The 19966-nt window shown below is 42.8% G+C and carries 21 protein-coding genes; 8 read left to right on the top strand and 13 right to left on the bottom strand.

Features of this window, described 5'->3' with window-relative positions; translation table 11 throughout:
- Positions 1-13: 13 nt before the first annotated feature.
- Positions 14-496, top strand: a complete 483-nt coding sequence (locus B0E43_RS15610; protein ID WP_077351611.1) for a dCMP deaminase family protein — start codon at positions 14-16, stop codon at positions 494-496.
- Here B0E43_RS15610 and murB read toward each other — a convergent pair.
- Positions 493-1506 carry a UDP-N-acetylmuramate dehydrogenase gene (gene murB / locus B0E43_RS15605; RefSeq protein ID WP_077351401.1) on the bottom strand — a complete coding sequence of 338 codons (1014 nt, stop codon included), beginning with the start codon at positions 1504-1506 and terminating at the stop codon, positions 493-495. The two genes, B0E43_RS15610 and murB, sit on opposite strands and share 4 nt — an antisense overlap.
- A 78-nt stretch (positions 1507-1584) precedes the next feature.
- Between murB and B0E43_RS15600 the strand changes: the two genes are divergently transcribed.
- The gene (locus tag B0E43_RS15600) at positions 1585-2529 is read left to right on the top strand and encodes a succinylglutamate desuccinylase/aspartoacylase family protein (RefSeq protein ID WP_077351399.1); all 945 of its coding nucleotides are present in this window, start codon (positions 1585-1587) and stop codon (positions 2527-2529) included.
- A gap of 102 nt (positions 2530-2631) precedes the next feature.
- Here B0E43_RS15600 and B0E43_RS15595 read toward each other — a convergent pair whose 3' ends face one another.
- Complete coding sequence (locus B0E43_RS15595) at positions 2632-4362, bottom strand: phospho-sugar mutase (protein ID WP_077351397.1); 1731 nt, start codon at positions 4360-4362, stop codon at positions 2632-2634.
- A gap of 182 nt (positions 4363-4544) precedes the next feature.
- On the opposite strand from B0E43_RS15595, the gene B0E43_RS15590 reads away from it, so the two are divergent.
- Positions 4545-5411 carry a hypothetical protein gene (locus B0E43_RS15590; protein WP_139352788.1) on the top strand — a complete coding sequence of 289 codons (867 nt, stop codon included), beginning with the start codon at positions 4545-4547 and terminating at the stop codon, positions 5409-5411.
- 27 nt (positions 5412-5438) lie between these two features.
- Entirely contained in the window at positions 5439-7250 is a 1812-nt protein-coding gene (locus B0E43_RS15585) for a glycoside hydrolase family 2 protein (protein ID WP_077351393.1), read from the top strand.
- Positions 7251-7274: 24 nt separating this feature from the next.
- On the opposite strand, the gene B0E43_RS15580 is transcribed toward B0E43_RS15585, so the two are convergent.
- The 5 genes from B0E43_RS15580 to B0E43_RS15560 form a co-directional block, all read right to left on the bottom strand.
- Complete coding sequence (locus B0E43_RS15580) at positions 7275-7859, bottom strand: DUF502 domain-containing protein (RefSeq protein WP_077351391.1); 585 nt, start codon at positions 7857-7859, stop codon at positions 7275-7277.
- Positions 7860-7971: 112 nt separating this feature from the next.
- Positions 7972-9066 carry a 4-hydroxyphenylpyruvate dioxygenase gene (hppD, locus tag B0E43_RS15575; protein ID WP_077351389.1) on the bottom strand — a complete coding sequence of 365 codons (1095 nt, stop codon included), beginning with the start codon at positions 9064-9066 and terminating at the stop codon, positions 7972-7974.
- A gap of 71 nt (positions 9067-9137) precedes the next feature.
- Positions 9138-9683 (bottom strand): AAA family ATPase, encoded by a 546-nt coding sequence (locus tag B0E43_RS15570; RefSeq protein ID WP_217349174.1) that lies wholly within the window; start codon positions 9681-9683, stop codon positions 9138-9140.
- 1 nt (position 9684) lies between these two features.
- On the bottom strand, positions 9685-10686 hold the full coding sequence (locus tag B0E43_RS15565) for a 1-acyl-sn-glycerol-3-phosphate acyltransferase (protein WP_077351387.1): 1002 nt from the start codon (positions 10684-10686) through the stop codon (positions 9685-9687).
- Between the two features lie 87 nt (positions 10687-10773).
- Positions 10774-11676: a bile acid:sodium symporter family protein gene (locus tag B0E43_RS15560; RefSeq protein ID WP_077351385.1), complete on the bottom strand. Its 903-nt coding sequence runs from the start codon at positions 11674-11676 to the stop codon at positions 10774-10776.
- 149 nt (positions 11677-11825) lie between these two features.
- Here B0E43_RS15560 and B0E43_RS15555 point away from each other — a divergent pair, with 149 nt between their 5' ends.
- Positions 11826-12185 (top strand): VOC family protein, encoded by a 360-nt coding sequence (locus tag B0E43_RS15555; protein ID WP_077351384.1) that lies wholly within the window; start codon positions 11826-11828, stop codon positions 12183-12185.
- 70 nt (positions 12186-12255) lie between these two features.
- Here the strand turns inward: B0E43_RS15555 and B0E43_RS15550 are convergent, their stop codons facing one another.
- Positions 12256-12975: a head GIN domain-containing protein gene (locus B0E43_RS15550; protein WP_077351382.1), complete on the bottom strand. Its 720-nt coding sequence runs from the start codon at positions 12973-12975 to the stop codon at positions 12256-12258.
- Positions 12976-13472: 497 nt separating this feature from the next.
- A complete protein-coding gene (locus B0E43_RS15545) occupies positions 13473-13664 on the bottom strand; it encodes a cold-shock protein (RefSeq protein ID WP_077351380.1) in 192 nt (63 codons plus the stop codon).
- Between the two features lie 442 nt (positions 13665-14106).
- Here B0E43_RS15545 and B0E43_RS15535 point away from each other — a divergent pair, with 442 nt between their 5' ends.
- The 3 genes from B0E43_RS15535 to B0E43_RS15525 are packed head-to-tail and all read left to right on the top strand — an operon-like array spanning position 14107 to position 15860.
- Positions 14107-14427 (top strand): helix-turn-helix transcriptional regulator, encoded by a 321-nt coding sequence (locus B0E43_RS15535; protein WP_077351376.1) that lies wholly within the window; start codon positions 14107-14109, stop codon positions 14425-14427.
- Positions 14424-15389 carry an SRPBCC domain-containing protein gene (locus tag B0E43_RS15530; RefSeq protein ID WP_077351374.1) on the top strand — a complete coding sequence of 322 codons (966 nt, stop codon included), beginning with the start codon at positions 14424-14426 and terminating at the stop codon, positions 15387-15389. The genes B0E43_RS15535 and B0E43_RS15530 overlap by 4 nt, the downstream gene beginning before the upstream one ends.
- Positions 15390-15401: 12 nt before the next feature.
- Positions 15402-15860, top strand: coding sequence for a DinB family protein (locus B0E43_RS15525; RefSeq protein WP_077351372.1), 459 nt, complete (start codon positions 15402-15404; stop codon positions 15858-15860).
- Positions 15861-15883: 23 nt separating this feature from the next.
- Here the strand turns inward: B0E43_RS15525 and B0E43_RS15520 are convergent, their stop codons facing one another.
- From B0E43_RS15520 to B0E43_RS15505, 4 genes are all read right to left on the bottom strand, one after another.
- Entirely contained in the window at positions 15884-16267 is a 384-nt protein-coding gene (locus B0E43_RS15520; RefSeq protein ID WP_077351370.1) for a VOC family protein, read from the bottom strand.
- A 74-nt stretch (positions 16268-16341) separates the two neighbouring features.
- The gene (locus B0E43_RS15515; RefSeq protein WP_077351368.1) at positions 16342-18057 is read right to left on the bottom strand and encodes a DUF2207 domain-containing protein; all 1716 of its coding nucleotides are present in this window, start codon (positions 18055-18057) and stop codon (positions 16342-16344) included.
- Entirely contained in the window at positions 18058-18609 is a 552-nt protein-coding gene (locus B0E43_RS15510; RefSeq protein ID WP_077351366.1) for a LemA family protein, read from the bottom strand.
- 113 nt (positions 18610-18722) lie between these two features.
- Positions 18723-19760, bottom strand: coding sequence for a serine hydrolase (locus tag B0E43_RS15505; protein ID WP_077351364.1), 1038 nt, complete (start codon positions 19758-19760; stop codon positions 18723-18725).
- Positions 19761-19966: the final 206 nt, after the last annotated feature.

Raw genomic sequence — 19966 nt, 5'->3', positions numbered from 1 at the left:
CAAACGGATTTTCATGAGCAGACCAGATTTTGACGATATTTTTATGGAATTGGCGGTAAATCTCGCCAAGCGTTCCCATTGCATCAAAAAACACGTGGGGGCAGTTTTGACGAAGGATACCCGAATCATTTCCATCGGCTATAATGGTCCTCCTGCAGGAACGCACAACTGTGACGTGGAGTTTCCAGAATCTGGATGTGCAAGAGACAGCAAGGGGAGTTGTTCTCTGGCATTGCATGCGGAGCAAAATGCAATCCTTTATGCAGTTAAAAACAATACCTCTGTCGACGGATCTACTTTGTATGTGACACTTGCGCCATGTTTAGCCTGCGCAAGGATCATATTTTCAATGGGTATCTCCAAGGTAGTTTACCTGTTTTCTTATGCAGAATACAAAGGAATAGGCCGAGATGAAGGGGTGGATTTTCTGAACAAATTCGGGGTGAATGTCGAGCGATATTCAAAGGAATTGGAAATCCATGACCAGTTGATCTAGATAAAGTTCACCTCGGGCTGAAGTTCGATTCCGAATTTTTCTTTCACGGATTGTCTGACTTTTTCTGAAAGGATTTTTATCTCGGCCCCGTCTCCATTTCCATAATTTACCAATACCAAAGCCTGCTTGGCGTGAACCCCGACTTCTCCAAATCGCTTACCTTTCCATCCTGCCTGCTCAATCAGCCAGCCGGCAGCCACTTTTATTCCTTGCTCGTTTGGATAGCCTGGGATTTCCGGAAAGCTTGACTGCAGTTCAGTAAATTGACTTTGGCTGATCGTTGGGTTTTTAAAGAACGATCCAGCATTGCCGATTTCTTTTGGATTTGGAAGTTTTGAATTTCGGATTTCAATCACAGCATCACTGACAGCTTTGATTGACAGTTCTTTGACGCCTTTTTCCTTTAAGACATCCTGGATTGCTCCGTAGTCCACATGAAATTGAGGAGTTTTATTCAATCTGAAAGTCACCGAGCAGATGGTATACTTGTCTTTGAATTTCTGTTTGAAAACACTTTCCCGGTAGCCAAAGCTACAGTCCTCATGGGAAAAGGTTTCAAGCTCCAACGTGTTTCGGTTTAGGGCTTCCAGGCTTTCAAAGACATCTTTGATCTCCACTCCATAAGCGCCGATATTCTGCATGGGTGAGGCGCCAACAGTGCCCGGAATCAGGGAAAGGTTTTCGATTCCAGCCCAGTTATTCTCAATAGCATAAATTACCCAATCGTGCCAAACCTCCCCGGCACCGACTTTGACCCAGATATGTTTTTCGTCCTCACGGATCAATTCTATTCCCTTCAGTTCTATTTTGACTACCAGACCCTCAAAATCACGTGTAAGTAAAACATTGCTGCCACCACCTAGGATCAATACTTCTTGTTTGTTTTGGCTTGCCCAGGTCAAGGCATTTTTAAGATTTTCGACGGTGTCCGCGTTGGTGAAAAATTTTGCGTTTTTGTCAAAGCCAAAGGTATTGAGTGGCTTTAAAGAAATGTTTTCTTGTATATTCATGAGCCTTGGCTAGTCCTGCGAAATAAGCAAGATTTTGGTCCAAAGTGAAATGAATTCCCCAATCTGTCACCTCACTTCATGAAAGAAGTTCAGATCAACGGCGTCCGGGTACGACCTGGACAATCAGTAAACATCGAACTGCCAATTGCCAAACTTCCTACACATACCTTAATTGATTTGCCGATTTTTATCAGGTCTTCCAAAAATGAAGGCCCTGTTATCCTGATCTCAGGAGGCATTCACGGGGATGAAATCAACGGGGTGGTTACAGCCAAAAAACTTCTTGAGGAATTTGATCAAGGCTTGGAATTACTCAAAGGCACTTTGATCATCATTCCTTTGGTTAATATTTATGGGTTTTTATCCAACAGCAGGACATTTCCAGACGGAAGGGACCTCAATAGGAGTTTTCCGGGAAGTAAAAAGGGATCACTCGCATCTCGGATTGCCTATATTTTAAATGAAGAAGTCATTCCACAAATAGATTTTGGGATTGATTTTCACACTGGGGGCAGAATGCTTTCTAATCATCCCCAGATCCGGGTGGATTTCAAGGATAAAATTGGGCTGGAACTGGCTAGAGCTTTTGGGACGCACTTTGTGGTCAATTCTAAGCTTATCGAGAAATCTTTTAGAAAGACCGCATACAAAGCACGAAAGCACCTGTTGGTTTTTGAAGGCGGAGAATCGATGCGTTTGGACAATTACGCCATTGAGGAAGGCATCACAGGTACAAAGCGATTGCTCCATCACCTTGACATGATCTATGCACCTCAGCTTCCGCAGAACACACTTATTTTGAAATCCAGCGAATGGACCCGTGCCAAGGCCTCCGGAATTTTTTATGCAACGGTGAAGCTTGGCGATTCCGTGAAAAAAGGACAGATCATTGCCCGTATATCAGACCCTTATGGCCAGGTTATCATGCCGGTAAAAGCCGCTACCAATGGTCATGTGATCGGACTCAACAACAATCCGGTGATCAATGTCGGAGATGCTGTAATTCATTTAGGAAAAGAATAAGGCATTCTATATCTCTTAATTTCCACTCAATTTCAATTTGTCCGAAAAACAAAAGCACCGATTTCCCGGTGCTTTTTATTTATTCGATTGAACAGTTTGAGGTTAACTGAAATAGTTTTTTAATCCTTCCAATTTTTCAACAAGCTGAGCCTCTACCTTCCTATAATCGGATGCCGAAGGAAGTGGAGCATTAACTGAGAAATAGTATTTGATTTTCGGCTCCGTACCAGAGGGACGCGCTGAGATTTTACTTCCATCTGCCAGATAAAACTGCATCACATTGGATTTGTCCATTTCCAGTTTTTCGACCTTACCGGACTTCACGTGAGTAATCGTGGAGTTTTTCACATCCACAACCCGCTCCACATCGATCCCGTTCATTTGGGAGGGCGGATTGGTTCTGAACCCATTCATCAAGGCCTGGATTTGCTCAGCTCCGTCTTTTCCTTTTTTGGTCACAGAAATCAAAGACTCTTTATAGAATCCAAACTCTGAATAAATCTCAGCCAATAAATCCATGGCACTCATGCCCTTGGTTTTGTAATAAGCGATCAGTTCGGCAAAAATCGCCGCAGCACTTACCGCGTCTTTATCTCTTACAAAATCCCCCACCAAATAACCATAAGACTCCTCTCCACCACCGATAAAGGTTTCCTTTCCTTCCAGCTGCAAAATGATTGCGGCGATATTTTTAAATCCGGTCAATACATTAAAGCATTTCACTCCAAATCCGGCAGCAATGGTATTGATCAATTCCGTTGTCACGATGGTGTTGACCATAAACTGGTTACCATCCAGTTTTCCTGCCTCTTTCCATTTGTTTAGCAGGTAGTAGCTTATCATGGCACCGGTCTGATTGCCGTTCAGCAATTCAAATTCACCTTTTTCATTAGGAACCACTGCGGCATAGCGGTCTCCGTCAGGATCGCAGGCGAGAACCAATTCGGCTTTGACTTTTTTGCCCAGTTCTATGGCCATTGTAAGCGCTTCCGCTTCTTCCGGGTTTGGGTAAATTACTGTAGGAAAATTGCCATCCGGCTCAGCTTGCTCCTTAACGATATGCACATTTTCAAAACCGTAAGCCTTCAACGCTGCAGGAACCATTTTTCCAGAGGCTCCATGGATAGGGGAGAAAACAATTGGCATCGATTTTTGTGCTTGGATTGCTTCGGGAGAAAGACTCAATCCTTTGACTAGTTTCAGATAGATTGCATCAAAATCTTCCTCGATGTACTGGAACAATGCGTCATTTTTGTTCCAATTCACCTGATCGAAAGAGGTGATTTTTTGCACCTCCTTGATGATATTGGTGTCATGTGGGGCAACTACTTGGGCACCATCTTCCCAATAGGCCTTGTAGCCGTTGTATTCTTTGGGATTGTGTGAGGCGGTAATCATTACGCCGCTTTTGCAACCGAAATGTCTCACCGCAAAAGAAAGCATGGGAGTCGGTCTCATTTCCTTGAAATAAAGCACCTTGATCCCATTGGCAGTGAATACATCTGCAGTGGTTTTGGCAAAAAGCGTGTTGTTTATTCGGCAGTCGTGCGTGATGGCGACTTTGATCTCCTGACCTGGAAAACACTTCAGAAGGTAATTGGCTAATCCCTGGGTCGCCATTCCGATAGTATAAACATTCATGCGGTTGGTGCCTACACCCATAAGGCCTCTCAGCCCTCCAGTCCCGAATTCAAGATCCTGATAAAAAGAATCCACCAATTCAGTCGGATTATCGCTTATTAATTTTTTGATGGATGCTTTGGTCTGAGCATCCACATTTCCATCCAGCCAGCTTTGGGCTTTGTTCAGAATTGCAGGGTCGATTAAACTCATTTCAGTTAAAAATTTCAGTGTGGTTCTAAGTTATAGAAATTGTCAAAAAATGCCAGCCTGCGCCAATAAATGACTCAAAACTATTTACCCAGAAGGATGTGGGAAGTTGTTGTTTTGGCCTGATTTTTATAGAATTGGATAAAAGTTACCTTTCTGGTAAAATTCTTCTGAATCTGAAATTCATGTTCCTCCGACTTCCGCATGTTTTAGCCAATTTGCTGATGCCATTGTGGCTTATCTGGGGTTTGATTTTTGAAATTCCAATCGGATTGGATTCAGTTGGCTCCCATGCGGAGCATTTTCCCAATGAAAAAATTTCGGTGAGAGAATCAACTGTCGATCTGCAGGTCACTGTGGGTCATCGGATTTTTGTTTTTGGAAAAGCCAAAGGAACCATGGAGAAGGTAAAAGTTGGGATGAACGTCTTACCTTTTACCCAGGTCCCGGGAGCACAAGGAAGTGATAGTTTCTTCACAAAAGTGAGCTGGAAAAAGCTCAAAGACGGTTCCATTCAAGTTCAATCTTCCTATAATCCCTGGCCTTTGACCCTGACATGGACAGTCTTTGCCAATGGGCAGCTGAAAATGGAAGCTTCAGCTCCTGTACCAAATTTGAAGGAAGAGAATTGGTTGGGATTGGGATTCGATTATCCCGAACACCAACTTTATCAGATTTCCTGGATTGGTGATGGAACTCTTACTTCTGAAAACCGGGGAAATTGGAAAAACATGAATTTCACTGCTATGGCAGATCCTGAAATAAAAGAGGTTGTCAATTCCCAAGGATTATTTCAAAAATTCCAATCGATTAAATTTGAATTTGAATCGGTTGTAGTAGACGTCCGCACAGAGACTCCTGATGTATATTTTGGCTTTGGACAAGCTGGAAATCAGGGTTCTAGCTATCCTGCTATCACCTCTGATCTTGGTTTTCTTTTAAATAATCCTCAGGTAAGTTCCCAGCCTTTGCCCCAAACTCCAGGAGAAAATAATTTTCCCCCAAATCCCGTTTCACTGAATCCTCTTGTTCTTTGGTTTCATTTTCAATAAGTTCAGCTATCATTTACTTAGCTGACTATGAGATCAATTTTCTTTTTTGTGCTGGTTTGCCTCTCTTTTGAAGGATTTTCTCAAACCATTCTTAAGACCCCTTGGACCGATCAGGCCAATCCTGAAGCTCCACTACCTGAATATCCGCGCCCTCAACTGGTCCGTGATACATGGCAAAATCTAAACGGCCAATGGGATTTCGCAATTCTTCCAAAAGGCAGCAGTCCGGAAGGTGGCTTTGCCGGGAAAATCACCGTGCCTTTTCCGGCTGAATCTCTTTTGTCCGGAGTTCAGAAGACTGTTGGTCCCGAAAATGAACTTTGGTACGAGCGCACCTTTGACCTTGCCATGGACCGAAAAGGAAAGCGGATGCTGATCCATTTTGGAGCAGTAGATTGGGAGGCTGAACTTTGGGTAAACGGAACCCAAGTCGGCAAGCATCAGGGAGGTTTTGACGGGTTTAGCTTTGACATCACGGATCATTTGGTCAAAGGAAAATCCCAAAAAATCCGCCTGCGTGTTTGGGATCCGAGTGATTCAGGACCCCAGCCTCGTGGAAAACAGGTCAAAGAACCCAAAAGCATCTGGTACACACCAGTGACCGGAATCTGGCAGACAGTATGGCTCGAAACTGTGCCAGAATCGTTTATTTCATCCCTGTATTCTGTGACAGACTGGGAAAATTCCGTTCAGGTATTTTATCCGGAAATCAATAATTCAACTGAAGGCCAGGAAGTAGAGGTAAGCTTGTTGGAAGGCGGAAAAGTGGTTGCATCTTTTAAGGCCCAGCCTAACAAACCTGCCCCTGTCAAAATCCCCAATCCAAAAGCTTGGTCTCCAGATTCACCTTTCCTTTACGAAGTTTCCATTAAGCTTTTCCAGAGTAAAAAATTGATTGAGGAAGTCAAATCTTATGCAGCCTATCGGGATATCCGCATGGCGAAAACTCCGGATGGACATCAGCGGATGTTTCTCAACGGAAAGCCGCTTTTCCAATACGGCCCCTTGGATCAGGGCTGGTGGCCGGATGGATTATATACTGCTCCAACTGACGAAGCCTTACTTTTTGATATCGAAAAGACCAAGGAAATGGGCTTCAATATGATCCGAAAGCATGTGAAAGTGGAACCGGCCCGCTGGTATTATCACGCGGATAAATTGGGGATGTTAGTCTGGCAGGATATGCCAAGCGGAGATATGGGAAACCGATGGGAGGTTCGTCCGGGAATCATCCGTGAAGGCATGAACAAAGAGAGAACCCCTGAATCTGAAGAAATTTTCAAAACCGAGTGGAAGGAAATCATGAATGAATTCAAGTTTTTCCCATCCATTGTTGTCTGGGTTCCTTTCAATGAAGCATGGGGTCAGTTCAAAACCACTGAAATTGTCAATTTCACCAAAGCACAGGATGCTAGCAGATTGATCAACAGTGCCAGTGGCGGGAATTTTGAAATGGAGGGAACAAAAATCGTCGGCGATATCATGGATTTGCACAATTACCCCGATCCGGTGATGCCAGATCCCAAAATTTTCGGTGCAAACACCATTTTGGTTTTGGGCGAATTTGGTGGCTTGGGCCTGCCCATAGAAGGGCATACCTGGCAGCTGAAAGATAACTGGGGATACCAGAGCTTTACCACCAAAGAGGAGTTGAAAGCCCGGTATTCAATTTTGGTGGAAGATTTGGCCAAATTGATTCCTAAAGGTCTGGCCGCGGGAATTTACACCCAGACCACGGATGTGGAAGTGGAGACAAACGGATTGATGACCTATGACAGACAGGTAATCAAAATCGCCGTGGAAGAGCTGAAAAAACTCCACGAAAAACTCTACAAGTAATTTTCAAATATCATTTGGGAGTTGTTATTTGTTGATTCCTGCTTTTAGCAATTCAGCAGTACCAACTCCCAATTTTTTCATAAGGGCTATCACATCGGGTTGTTTCAGCTTGGTTTCTCGGAGTTGAGATTTTTCAAATATTGCCAGACTTCCTTCCCAAACATTTGGGGCAGATGGGATAAATACCACAACCTCCTCGTTTGGCAAATCTTCCACCAGAAATCCGATTTGCCATCCGTCACCCGGGATCAGCACGACTGGAAACTCCTTTTGAGTGATGGTCCCAACTTTGGTTTCCATCGTGGATTTCATCAATTGGTATCCGGGGAATAAGTCGAGTAAATTATCCTCAAGCCAATTGACCATCGCTTTGCCTATTCCTTTCCCAGCAACCCATCCAGCCAAAAAACAGATAAGTAGTAGGATCAAAAGTGAAATAATCAAAGCCAAAAATGGAAATTCCAAGGGTACCTTTTCCCGAATAGTTTCTGCAATTGGTTTCACAGAGGACAAAGCTTTCCCAAAAAGAAGGACAATAATCACGACTGGAAGGAGGAAGAAAATTCCCCCTATGACAGTTTTGCTGATGATTTTGAAGAGAGATTTCATAGAGCTGGGATTTATAAAAAATTAGCTCATTTTCTCCGAAATTAAAAGGATAAAAAAAGCCGGTCAGAACTCCACGCTCTGGCCGGCTTTAAAATGAAGATATTTTTTAAAGTCAAAGATTTCCCCTGAGGGCCTGTTCTCTTTCGATTGCCTCAAAAAGGGCTTTAAAGTTCCCTTTGCCGAAAGATTTGGCACCTTTTCTCTGGATGATTTCAAAGAAAAGTGTGGGGCGGTCCTGCACAGGTTTTGTGAAGATCTGGAGTAAATATCCCTCTTCGTCCCGGTCCACCAGAATGTTGAGATTTTTCAATGGCTCGATTGCTTCATCTATTTTCCCAACCCGGTCAAGCAAATCATCATAATAGGAGGAGGGCACCTCCAGGAATTCCACGCCTCGACTTCTCAATTCACTGACCGTATGACAGATATCGTCCGTAGCAATTGCCATGTGCTGAACCCCTGGACCTCCGTAGAAGTCCAGATATTCTTCGATTTGCGATTTCTTTTTGCCCTCGGCAGGCTCATTGATCGGGAATTTGATGTAGCCGTTTCCGTTGGAAACCACCTTTGACATTAGGGCAGAATATTCAGTGGAAATGTCCTTGTCGTCGAAGGTTAGCAGCAGCTTAAAGCCCATTACCTTTTCGTAGTACTCTACCCATCGGTTCATTTGGCCCAATTCCACATTTCCAACACAATGGTCGATGTATTTCAGGCCGATGCCTTCCGATTTAAAAGTGCTTTTTCTGGACTGATAGCCAGGAAGGAAAACGCCAGAGTAATTCTTTCTTCCCACGAAAGTATGGATCGTATCCCCATAGGTCTTGATGGAGGCTACTTTTACTTCGCCAAATTCATCCTTGATAATGGCCGGTTTTGAGGCAGATTCTGCACCTCTGGAAGTGGTTTCCAACCAGGATTTTTCGGCATCATCCACCCAAAGAGCAAGTACTTTCACGCCGTCGCCGTGTTTCAAAATATGTTCGGCGATTGGGTGATTGGAGCTAAGAGGAGAGGTGAGGACAAGCCTGATTTTGTCCTGCTTAAGTACATAAGATGCCCTGTCTCGGATCCCTGTTTCAGGACCAGCGTAAGCGATCAATTCAAATCCAAAGGCATATTGGTAGTAGAGTGCGCTTTGCTTGGCATTGCCAACATAGAGCTCCACATGATCAGTCCCATTTAAAGGCAAGAAATCTTCAGTCATGGCTAAGTTAAATTTGGGTTGTTAATTCTCTTCCAAAGTTAGAAACAAAGCCAAAGATTATTTGGTTTGGATCAATTCTTTTTTATCCAATCCAGGATCAGGTCGACCCGTTCTTCCACGCTGTGATTGCCTTCAATTTTGAGTATTGGAAAGGGGAGACTTTGCAGCCATTGTTCGTGCACTTTGATGTTTCTGTTGGCACGGCCGGTGCAATCGTCGTAGTCAGCACACCATTCGAGAAATTCCCGGGTTTTACGGGCTTGTTGTGGATCAGCTCGGATCAGATCTCCGTATCGCTCCATTTCCCGCGCTTCGATTCGCCTGAGTCTGGTTTCTTTTGGAACCCTCAGGAAAACAACCAAGCTGAAATCCGGGAATACATCTTTACCCCAACTCAAGCTTGAACCTCCAAAAATCCAGTTTTGGAAGGCAAGGAGGTCATTCTTTATCTGGTTATTTCTGAGTTCGGGAGGTTTTTTGTGGGTAAATGGAGGATTTGTCTTTTCCCAGAAGTAACTATCACTGTCGAAGTAGGGGATACCAATTTCCTCACTGAGAGCCTGACCCAGAGTGGTCACGCCGGATCCAGAGGCGCCAAAAATATGGATGCGGATCATGCTATTCCTGGGGATTCTGATTTTTCCAAAGGGTGATCCAAGCCAAAATCAAAAAGGTAAGTCCCCAACTTCCCACGGAAGTGTCCATCGTCAGCCAAATCAAAAAAAAGTAGTAGGGAATGGCCAGCGCAAATCCGATCAAAAACTTCCAAGTCGAGCTGAATACAATGTCTTCAATACTGCCTTTTTTCAAAAGCCAAAGCCAGTACAAAGGGAAATGAAAGATTTTCATGAGCTTATTTCCCAGACTGTTCACAGATTCTACCGAATTGAGGACATTTCCGGTTTCCAGGAAGTGCTCAACCTCTTTTTTCGAAGTAAGGTCAACTTCGTGCTTAATCAATTTGGAGAGGGTTGCCTCATAGCCTTCAACTGGGATGTTGACAAGGATAGATTTCAATGCATTTTCTACACTTTTTGTCAGTTTCCCCGATTGTGAGGTAGGCATGTCCACGGGGATGGTTTTGCCAAAGGTGATTCTCACTACACTACCCGATCTCAAATGTGCACTGAATCCTAATCCCACAGGTAAAATCAAAGGCTCCAAGTCCGGATATTTTTCCTTCAATCCAAAAGCCATCCGGGTAAATCCCTTGCTCAAGGGCCTAAGGTTTCTGACAAGACTGTGCGTCCCTTCAGCAAAGATGACCACCGTACCGTTTTTGCGAAGCACTTCAAATGTATCGTCAAAGGTCTGCTGGTTTTGCTGGATAGTGGAAAATCCATCTCTCAGACGATAAACTGGCAGCATCCGGATATAATGCAGCAGTTTGGAGACGATTGGATTTGTGAAAACGGCAGCACGAGTCAAAAACCAAGGATTAAGATTGGTATGGGTAGCCAAAAGGAGCGGATCGATCAAGGCATTCTGGTGATTTGCAACCAGGATTACCGGGCGGTTTTTGGGTAGATTTTCCTTGCCTTCAATTATAATTTTCCTGAAATAACCATGCAGGGCTATTTTCACGAGGAGCCGTAGAATGGCGTTAACAAGGTTTTTCATCTGTTTATAATTGATTTTATAGGACAGATGGAATCTCGCATAGTTGATACTCAATCCTCTGGGTGACGTTATTGGTCATGCTCGATTTCATGTGGTTTTTTTCCAAAGGAAGGCGATTGTCATACCCGAGATCAGGTGCCATATGCCCCACCAAGCGGTAATTATGGCCATCCCTCCAAGGCCTTCAAAGTAAGTGAAAATCAATACCAGCCCCAAACCTGAATTTTGAATTCCTGTCTCTATAGTGATGGTTTTTACATCAGCTAAAGGAAGCCTTCCGAGTTTTCCGGTAAGATACCCCGAAGCCAAAGCTGTAAAATTATGGGCTAAAACCCAGAGAAAGATGACGCTTATGTACTTCAGAAAAAGATCGAAATTTCCTACAAATGCCAAAATCACAATTGCCGAAAAAATAACAATGCTAATTGGTTTTAGGATTTTTGAGGCTCTACCTGCAAAAACGGGAAGCTTCAGGTGGGTCGATATTCCGAGGATTAAAGGAATTCCCAAAATTACCCCGACTGTGAAAAACACATCCAGGATGTCCAGGCTGATTTCTTTAAGTAAGAGAGAAGTAGGACTATATAAACCCGCCCAGAGCGCAAAATTCAAAGGAGTCACGATGATGGCTAAAACTGAGGAAAAAGCCGTCAAACTCACCGAAAGAGCAGTATTGCCTTTTGCATAATTGGTCAGAAAATTGGAAACATTTCCGCCGGGACAAGCTGCCACCAAAAACATTCCCAAAGCTACACTGGGAGGCGGCTGAAGGATCTGAACCAAAACCCAAGTCAAAAAGGGAAGTACAATAAACTGAGAAAAAACTCCCAAGAAAAAGCCTTTGGGATTTTTGACCAAATACCGGAAGTCTTCCCACCTCAGGTCAAGGGCGACACCGTACATAATCAGGGCCAAAGCCAGGTTGAGCAAAAACAAATCTCCCTGGGAGAAATTCAGCCTAACAGAATCGAGCGGGTTGGGTGAAGACATTGCCCTAAAATCACAGGAAAAGTGGAGAAAACAAAATGATTCCTGACTAGAAGGGCATTTGATTTTGGCATAAAACTTTAAAAGAATAGCCCAACAGTTTTCTATCTTTCATTTTCAGATCTTGATTCTAAATTTCCTTATTGAGCGATATGGATATTCCTTTTCATATCATCCCTAAACTCCCTGCAAGGGATCTGGATGAAACCCGCATTTACTTCGAAACCAAACTACAGTTTTCCACCGTCAGCAGGTATCCGGATTACCTGATCATGAAAAAAGGAGCTGCAGAACTGCATTTTTTTAAGTTTGCTGAGTTGGATCCTTCGACCAATTATGCGATGATCTATATCCGACTTGAGCGAGGAATTGAAGAATTGTATGCGGATTATCAATTCAGGGGTGTAGCTATTCATCCAAATGGACCATTGGAATCGAAGCCTTGGGGAACCAAAGAATTTGCAGTCTTGGATCCTAACAACACCTTATTGACCTTTGGACAGTTGACGTAATCCAGATTGGTCCAAGCTGAATCTATATCGTGGATAATTGAAGTAATTAGGCCAGAAGAAATAAATCTAGTTAGTTCCGAGTCACTTTACCGATTCCATTGATTTCTTCCTTGATTACAGTTGGATTGCCGGTATAGCTCACAGCGCCTATTCCGTTGACAGTGATGGATAGGTCTCCTGTGCAGTGCACGGCCACTCTTCCAATGCCGGAACTGGTCAAGTTCATTGTTTGGGCAAGGAGTTTGGAAGCATCGATATTGCCAATTCCTTCATTGGAGAGGGTAATTTCACCAGCGCTACCTTCCAAAGTAATATTTCCCATCATGTTAAACTGGGCATCAATTTTTGAAGCTTCAAATTGAAGGAGGATATTACCCACACCATCGCCTTCCAATCTGATTTCCTCAACTTTAAAAGCGCCTTCGGTCTTGAAATTTCCAACACCATCAAATTCCAATTGATCCAATTGACTTAAAGTCAGGTAAACATCAGGTCTGGAATCCGAGAAAACACCCGAATTTATTTCGTCAAATTTCAACTCAAGGAAATCTCCATTTTGGACTGTTTTAAACTTTCTGACCTGGTCTTCATCGCCTTCGATTCGGATGGATGGTTTGTCGCCCTGGGAAAGGTAGAGATTGAATATTCCACTCACTTTGAGATGAGTCACTTCCTCCAATTCCCGATCATCTGTGATCCGGTTGTCGGATTCATTAGAGGAATAATTGGCAGTACAGGAAAAGAGGGTCAAAACTGCCAACAGGAAGGTAAATGTTGGTTTGATTTTCATGGAGTAAGGATAGATTAAGTTAAATTTTTGGGGAATTGGGCATCATTGGATTGAAGTTAACCATGTTCTTGAAAAAACCCTAGACATCAGGTTTTTTGGAGGTTTTGCAGAATCAGGACTTTTGGGTCATTGGTTAAAAAATACCAATGGGATAAAGAAATCAAGGAAGCAGGGAGTAGATGAGTATTCCTTGTCCTTTCGCCATTAGGGCAAAAAAAAATCAGTTCATAACCCAAAAGATTATGAACTGATAAATTTTCCGGAGATACCCGGAGGAATGAAACCTAGAAATCCAGCCCTTCAAACATGTCCAAATCAAAACTTTTCCAAAGGGATGATTTCTAAGCCTATTCTACTCAGATCAGAAACTGATACAAGTTAAAATGAGCTTGAATTATTCGATTCTAATCCCACTATCGGGAATGACTATAAGAAGAAGTTATTGGCTTTCCCGAACAGCTTGGGCCGAGAATTCTATTTTTAAAATATCAGAAAGCTTACGCTAACTTAACATTTACCGCGTTCATTCCTTTTTTGCCACGTTCCGTTTCGAAAGCAACTGTGTCGCCTTCACGGATTTTGTCGATCAGACCACTAACGTGCACAAAAATTTCCTCTTTAGAGGAATTGTCAACGATGAAGCCAAATCCCTTAGCTTCGTTGAAGAATTTTACTGTTCCAGTATTCATTGGTAAAATTTAAAATTGTTGATATGGCAATTTGCCGTCCCAAAGCTAACTGTATAAAAAGTAATATTTTGATTTTCAACAGATTTTTGCACTGTAGTTTTTGGAAAAAACAAAATTTCCCATTCAAATACCCCCATTTTGAGTTTTTTCCGGGATCTGGGAGTGGTCTGAGAGACTCCTTATCTGGGATTTTCCTCCAAAAATTGATTTCTGGTTATGGGATTTTGAGGTTCACAATCAGGTTTTTTCTTTAAAGCCAAAGAAACCTTTCGAATTTTTTGGCTTTTCAAATGCCTGGTCCGGAGTATTTTAAGAAATTTATTTACGATAAATTTTGAAATTTATTTGCAACTGTTTGGTTTCACATTTACATTTGCAACCAAATGGTTTCGTAATGAGAAGGAATCAGACCCATTGACCGATAGGGGTAATTCAAAAAAAGATGAGAAGAGATGTATTTCAGGCATTGGCTGATCCGACGAGGAGGGCAATAATCCTGATGCTGGCCGTGTCAGCCATGACACCCAATGCAATTGCGGACCAGTTTGATATCAGTAGACAGGCCGTGTCAAAGCACATCAAAGTGATGAGCGAATGTGAGCTTTTGGCGCAGGAGCAAAAGGGCAGGGAAATCTATTATCACTTACATGCTGATAAAATGAAAGAAATCGAAAAATGGCTGGAGCAATTCAAGCAACAGATATCCAAACGTTTTGAGCAATTAGATGAAGTATTAATTCAACTTAAACAGAAGAAAAAATGAAAAAAGCCATTTTATTCGACTTTCTGGTAGATAAGGAATACCTGAAAATCAACGTAACCAGAAGTTTTGATGCACCTCTTGATTTGGTCTGGGCGGCTTGGACAGATCCTGAAATTCTTGACCTTTGGTGGGCCCCAAAACCCTGGAAAACAGAGACGAAATACCTTAATTTCAAGGAAGGTGGCAAGTGGCTATACAACATGGTCGGTCCGGATGGCGAAGGCCAATGGTGTTTTTTTGAATACAAAAAAATCATTCCCCTGCAGCGCTATTCTGGCTATGATGCATTTTGTGATGAAGAGGCAGTAGCCGATCAGACCAAACCTAGGGTGGACTGGGAAAATCAATTCAGGGAAGAGAACGGCGAAAGAACGATTGTTGAAATTGAAATGGCCTTTGAGAACCTTTCGGATCTGGAAACGATCATTCAAATGGGCTTCAAAGAAGGATTTTCAATGGCTATCGGAAATCTGGATGAATACATCAAAGCCCAGTTTTATCTCAGAAAACAAAAGAAAACAGACAGCAAAAGCAGAGTTTCTACCTATATCAATTTTCCAGGCAACACGGAAGAGGCCTTTAATTTTTACAAATCAGTCTTCCGCACTGAATTTATTGGCGGAATTCAGCGCTTCGAACAGGTGCCTCATGATCCGGGACAACCACCGCTTTCGGAGACTGTAAAAAGGATGGTCCTGCATGTGGAGCTTCCGATCCTGAGTGGGCATATTCTCATGGGAACTGATGCACCAAAAGAAATGGGTTTTTCGGTTGCCATCGGCAACAACATGCATATCCAATTGGAACCGGAGACGAGGGAGGAGACGGAAAGGATTTTCAATGCCCTATCCGAAGGTGGAAAAGTATCCATGGGACTTCAGGACATGTTTTGGGGAGCTTATTTTGGAAGCTTCACCGACCGATATGGAATCAATTGGATGCTAAATTGCCATGGCAAATAAAACTGCTGGAACATGAAAGAGACCGAACGGATTGTAAGTTTATTTGAGAAGTTATATAACGGTGAGCCCTGGATTGATGTGTCAATCCAGGGAACGCTTTCCAGAATATCAGCCGATCAGGCATCTCAACGGCCTTTTTCCAATTGTAATACGATCTGGGAAATAGTCAATCACCTGACTGAATGGAAAATCAATGTGCTTCAGAGGTTGAAAGGAAAAACCTTGGTAACCCCAGCCAATAATTACATTTCGCCAATTGTCGATAAATCTGAACAGGCTTGGGATCAAACCTTAAAACGGCTTGAATCTGTACAAAACGAATGGATTGAATACCTGAAGCAAGTAGATCCAGAATCTTTTGAGTCAATTTATCCGCCCAATCAGATGACTTTTTACGAACACATTTTGGGCATACTCCAACACGATGCCTATCATTTGGGCCAGATTGTATTGCTTTCCAAGCAGGTTTGACTTTTAGCTTTTTGTAGGATCGTTTACTCCGTTTGAGTTCCTACGGACCAAACGTTTCCGTTGAAGTCCTTAAACATTCCCCTGAGGTCGGGATCTCCTTTTTGAATGGGTTCCTGCAATCCCTCGCAGCCCAATTCCAAGGCTTTTTTATAGGTGGCTTTGGCGTCTTTCACATAGAAGTGCAAGAGAAATTCATTGGCAGGAAAGTCAGCTGTAGCTTCACTGAGCATGATGACCGAATCATCCAAACGAAGCTCGACATGCATCAAAGACCCGTCTGGACCATCGTATTTTCTCAGTTCCTCAGCACCAAAAAGATCCTTCATAAGCTGGACAAAGCGGGGAGCATTCTTGATAATAAAATAAGGAGAAAGTGAATTGTAACCTACTGGTTTGAAAGGTATCATGGGTAGTTGGATTAAAGTTTAAGATTAGCACTTGAAGTCTTTTTAATGATTGACTTTCTGCTTTTTGAAAGCCTTTACCAGCTTCCTCCACCGCCGCCTCCGCCACCTCCGCCGGAAAATCCTCCGCCTCCCGAACCACTGCTTCCGCCGCTTGATGGATTGTGACTGGATTGACTGATGGTATTGGAAAGGCTGGAATTGAGCATATGGGCAAATGCTGCCCGCTGGATCATCCCACCACTATACCAAGTTGGGTGGTATTCCTGATTTTGGGAACTCCGCCTGAGCGTGTTTTGAAACTTTTCTCCCCAGATTTCCTCCACATCCAAAACCATCGCATAGGGAAGAAGCTTTTCAAATTTTTCAGGCGTCATTTCCGGTGGATTGCTGAATTGCAGCATTTTTTCCTCAGCGGCTGAGAGGTACATTTTAAATCCTTCAATTTCAGCTCTTAGTCTCAGCTTTTCCTCAGCCGGTTTTCGGATGAGCCATTGGTAAAACAGAAAAAGAATTACGTTTCCACCCAGGAATCCTACGAGCAGTAGGGCTTTATCCCCATAAACAAAATAATCCTCCAACATCACCAGCATCACGACATATCCTGCGATCAACAGAAATGGTAAAATCCAAAATTTCAGGTTAAACCCTTTGAAAATAAGCGGATTCCATTGTGAAGATAGACTCGACTGGAATTGCTGAACAGCCTTTTCAACAGTTGAATCGTACTTGCCATTGAGTGTTATCCGGTCCTTACTGGAAAACAACAAACTGAGCAACTTTTCTTCCTCTTTGGGAAGATTGGAATCTGGATATTTTTCCTTGATTAGCTCAAATTCCTTTTGTTTGAAAAGACCGAGGAGAGATTCTTTGTTTTTTTCCTCAATCCGGAGATATCCTTTTGAAGCCAGACTTACTATCGAAGCTGTGACAAAATCCTGCCAATAGTAGCCCTTACTCATCATTCCAACTGAAGCCGGAGAAAGGCCTGCCGGAGGATCAAAATTCGGTATTACAGTTGGTTTTGGAGGATCGATCCCATATTTCGACCAAGTGAATAGGTAATAAGCCAATATAAGCAAGCCCATAATCCCCGTAATCACCTGGTATCCAATCTTCTGGAAGAAGCCAGGAGGCGGGGGAGGAGCGATGGTCCCTTTGCTTAATCCAACAGCGATACTTAGATTTTCATAAGGGTTTAATGGCCCTGCCTCAAAAGTGACCAGGTTTCCATTGGACGAACTCTGACAATTTTGATCAGTACTTCCATATTGACCAGTATAGCAGGCCATTTGGATAAGTTCAGCTCCGGGTGGAAGGAAGATTTCGGCCCGGATTTTCCCAACCGAAAAGGGCCATTGGGTGCCGTTTACATTCCAATAGAGCTCATCGTAGGTGTCAAAAAAACGGATTTGACCGGGAATGGAATAGGTGATCTCGTATTCGTATTCGCCCGGATCCAAATAAACTGAAGACTCACCAACATAAATAGAAAGATGTCCATTCTCCCGCTCAGTATGGTAGGGGGAATCATTCCCATCCCGCTTAACGGATAAAATGGAATACTCATTTTTAACTTCCTCGCCCAAATTATCCAATCGGCTAAGTGGCAAAGACCGGATGATTCCCCGTTTCCCGCTAATTTCTGTGGAGTAGCGTATCGTTTCAGAAACTGTGACCAGGCCTGAAGTATCGATCAGGATAGTGGATTGAAATTCCTGAAGCCTTTCTTCTTGTGCAAAAGCAGCTATTGAAAGAAAAAATCCAAAAAGAGCGGAAACAAGCCTTCTCATTTAAAATTTCACTTGAGGAAGAACCCGCTTCGCTTCATTGTCCAGTTCAAAAAACTTGGATTTGATGAATCCAAATATGTTTGCCAGGATATTGCTGGGAAAGGAATCGACCAGAATGTTCTTTTCTCGTACGGTTCCGTTGTAATACCTTCTGGATTTTTCGATGTCCTGCTCGATTACAGAAAGTTCCTCTTGTAGCTTCAGGAAATTTTGGTTTGCTTTCAGTTCGGGGTATTGTTCCGCAAGTGCGAAAAGGTTGACCAGGGCTTTGTTTAGCTGATTTTCGGCTGCCTGATGACCTTCCAAAGTTGTTGCAGATTGGGCTAAGTTTCTTGCATTGACTACTTTTTCAAAGGTCTCCTGCTCATGTTTTGCATACCCTTTTACAGTTTCCACAAGATTGGGAATGAGGCTGTACCGCTTTTTAAGCTGGACATCTATTCCACTCCAGCCTTCCTCTACCAAAGTAGTGAGCCTCACTAACTTATTGTAGATTCCAATGGCGTAAAAAACGAGAAGGAGTACAACTACTCCAATGATTAATAAGGTCATTTTTATGTGTTTTTAGAATTGAAAAGTAACCAAAGGATTTACCCTTTCTTGAATTTAGGGATTTATTTAAAAAGAACTTTATTAGGACCATTAACCATTAAAATCCTGCCTTATCAATCGTAATCCATCCAATCGCAAGCAGGCTGTGGATCGGGAAGTGCCAAAGCCACTAATTCACGTACTGGTTTGAGTCCGTTTTCGCTGTTGGTGAAATAAACTACTGCATTCCCATTTTCCACATTGGCAGTGAAATAGCCTCTGAACGTATAATTGTCGCCCCATTGGAAGATCTGCTTTCCGGCTGAGGTTTGCTGGATTCCTACTCCCAAACCCCAATAAAGTTCTTGCTTTTGTCCTTCTTTTGGTTCCACTGGAACAACAGGACTAAACATCATTTGGTGAAGATCTGCATTGATTTCTTTCCCTAAAATGAGTGCCTCAAGAAACAAGGCATAGTCAAAAGAAGTGGTCTGTAAAGAAGCAGCAGCATTCCCGTTTTTGATTTTGTTTTTGGAGAATTCCTTTCCGTTTTTGTTAAAGGAAAGGCTGAAGTTTTCCTCAAATTCCTTGCGAAATACAAAACTGCTTCGGGTCATTCCCAAAGGCTGAAACACATATTCCTGAGCCAATTCCTCCAGAGATTTTTCTTTCAGATGCTCCACCACACGCTGCAGCCAGACATAACCTTCACCGGAATAACTGAATCGTTCTCCGGGATCATATTTAAACTTGAGTTTGCCGCTCCTCCAGTTGGGAAGTCCCGAAGTATGGCTTAGAACCATTTTTGCAGTGACAAATTGGTGGTTGGGCTCATCCTGGATATCAGGATACTTGTAATATTCGGAAAGTGGGGTTTCGAGATTTATTAGCCCTTCATCCACCAATTGCATGATCAGATAGGCAAAAATGGGTTTGCTAAGGGATGCTGCGGAAAAAACTGTTTCCTGATTTACCGGTGTGTCTTCTTCATTTGAATTGCCGAGAGCAAAACTTTCCTTGATTTTTCCGCCTTCGAGATAGGTGTAGGTTATTCCCGGGATCTGGTTTTCTTCAAGAATTTGGGAAATAGCTTCAGGTAATGGAAAGCTTTGTGAAAAAGAAGGAATGGCAAAAAGTCCGAGTAGGATAATTATCAAAGCGAAATATTTCATTGAAAAGATGGTTTGTTGACTAAAATACTGAATTTTCAAGAACCTTTTAGAGGTTGATTTTGGCCATTTTTTTCACAAAAAATGGAAACAAATAATTGGGATAATTTTGACTTTAACCAAATCTTTCCAGTTTCCGAAGTCCCCAATTTTGTTTTGATATCAATTCCATTCATTTCCCATGACTGCCGTTTATACATTTCCAGTCC

It is taken from the genome of Algoriphagus sp. A40 (assembly GCF_002002735.1).
In the GTDB taxonomy this organism is placed as follows: Bacteria; Bacteroidota; Bacteroidia; order Cytophagales; family Cyclobacteriaceae; genus Algoriphagus.
Note: the sequence above shows the minus strand (reverse complement) of the source record. Positions and strands in the feature narration are given on the sequence as shown.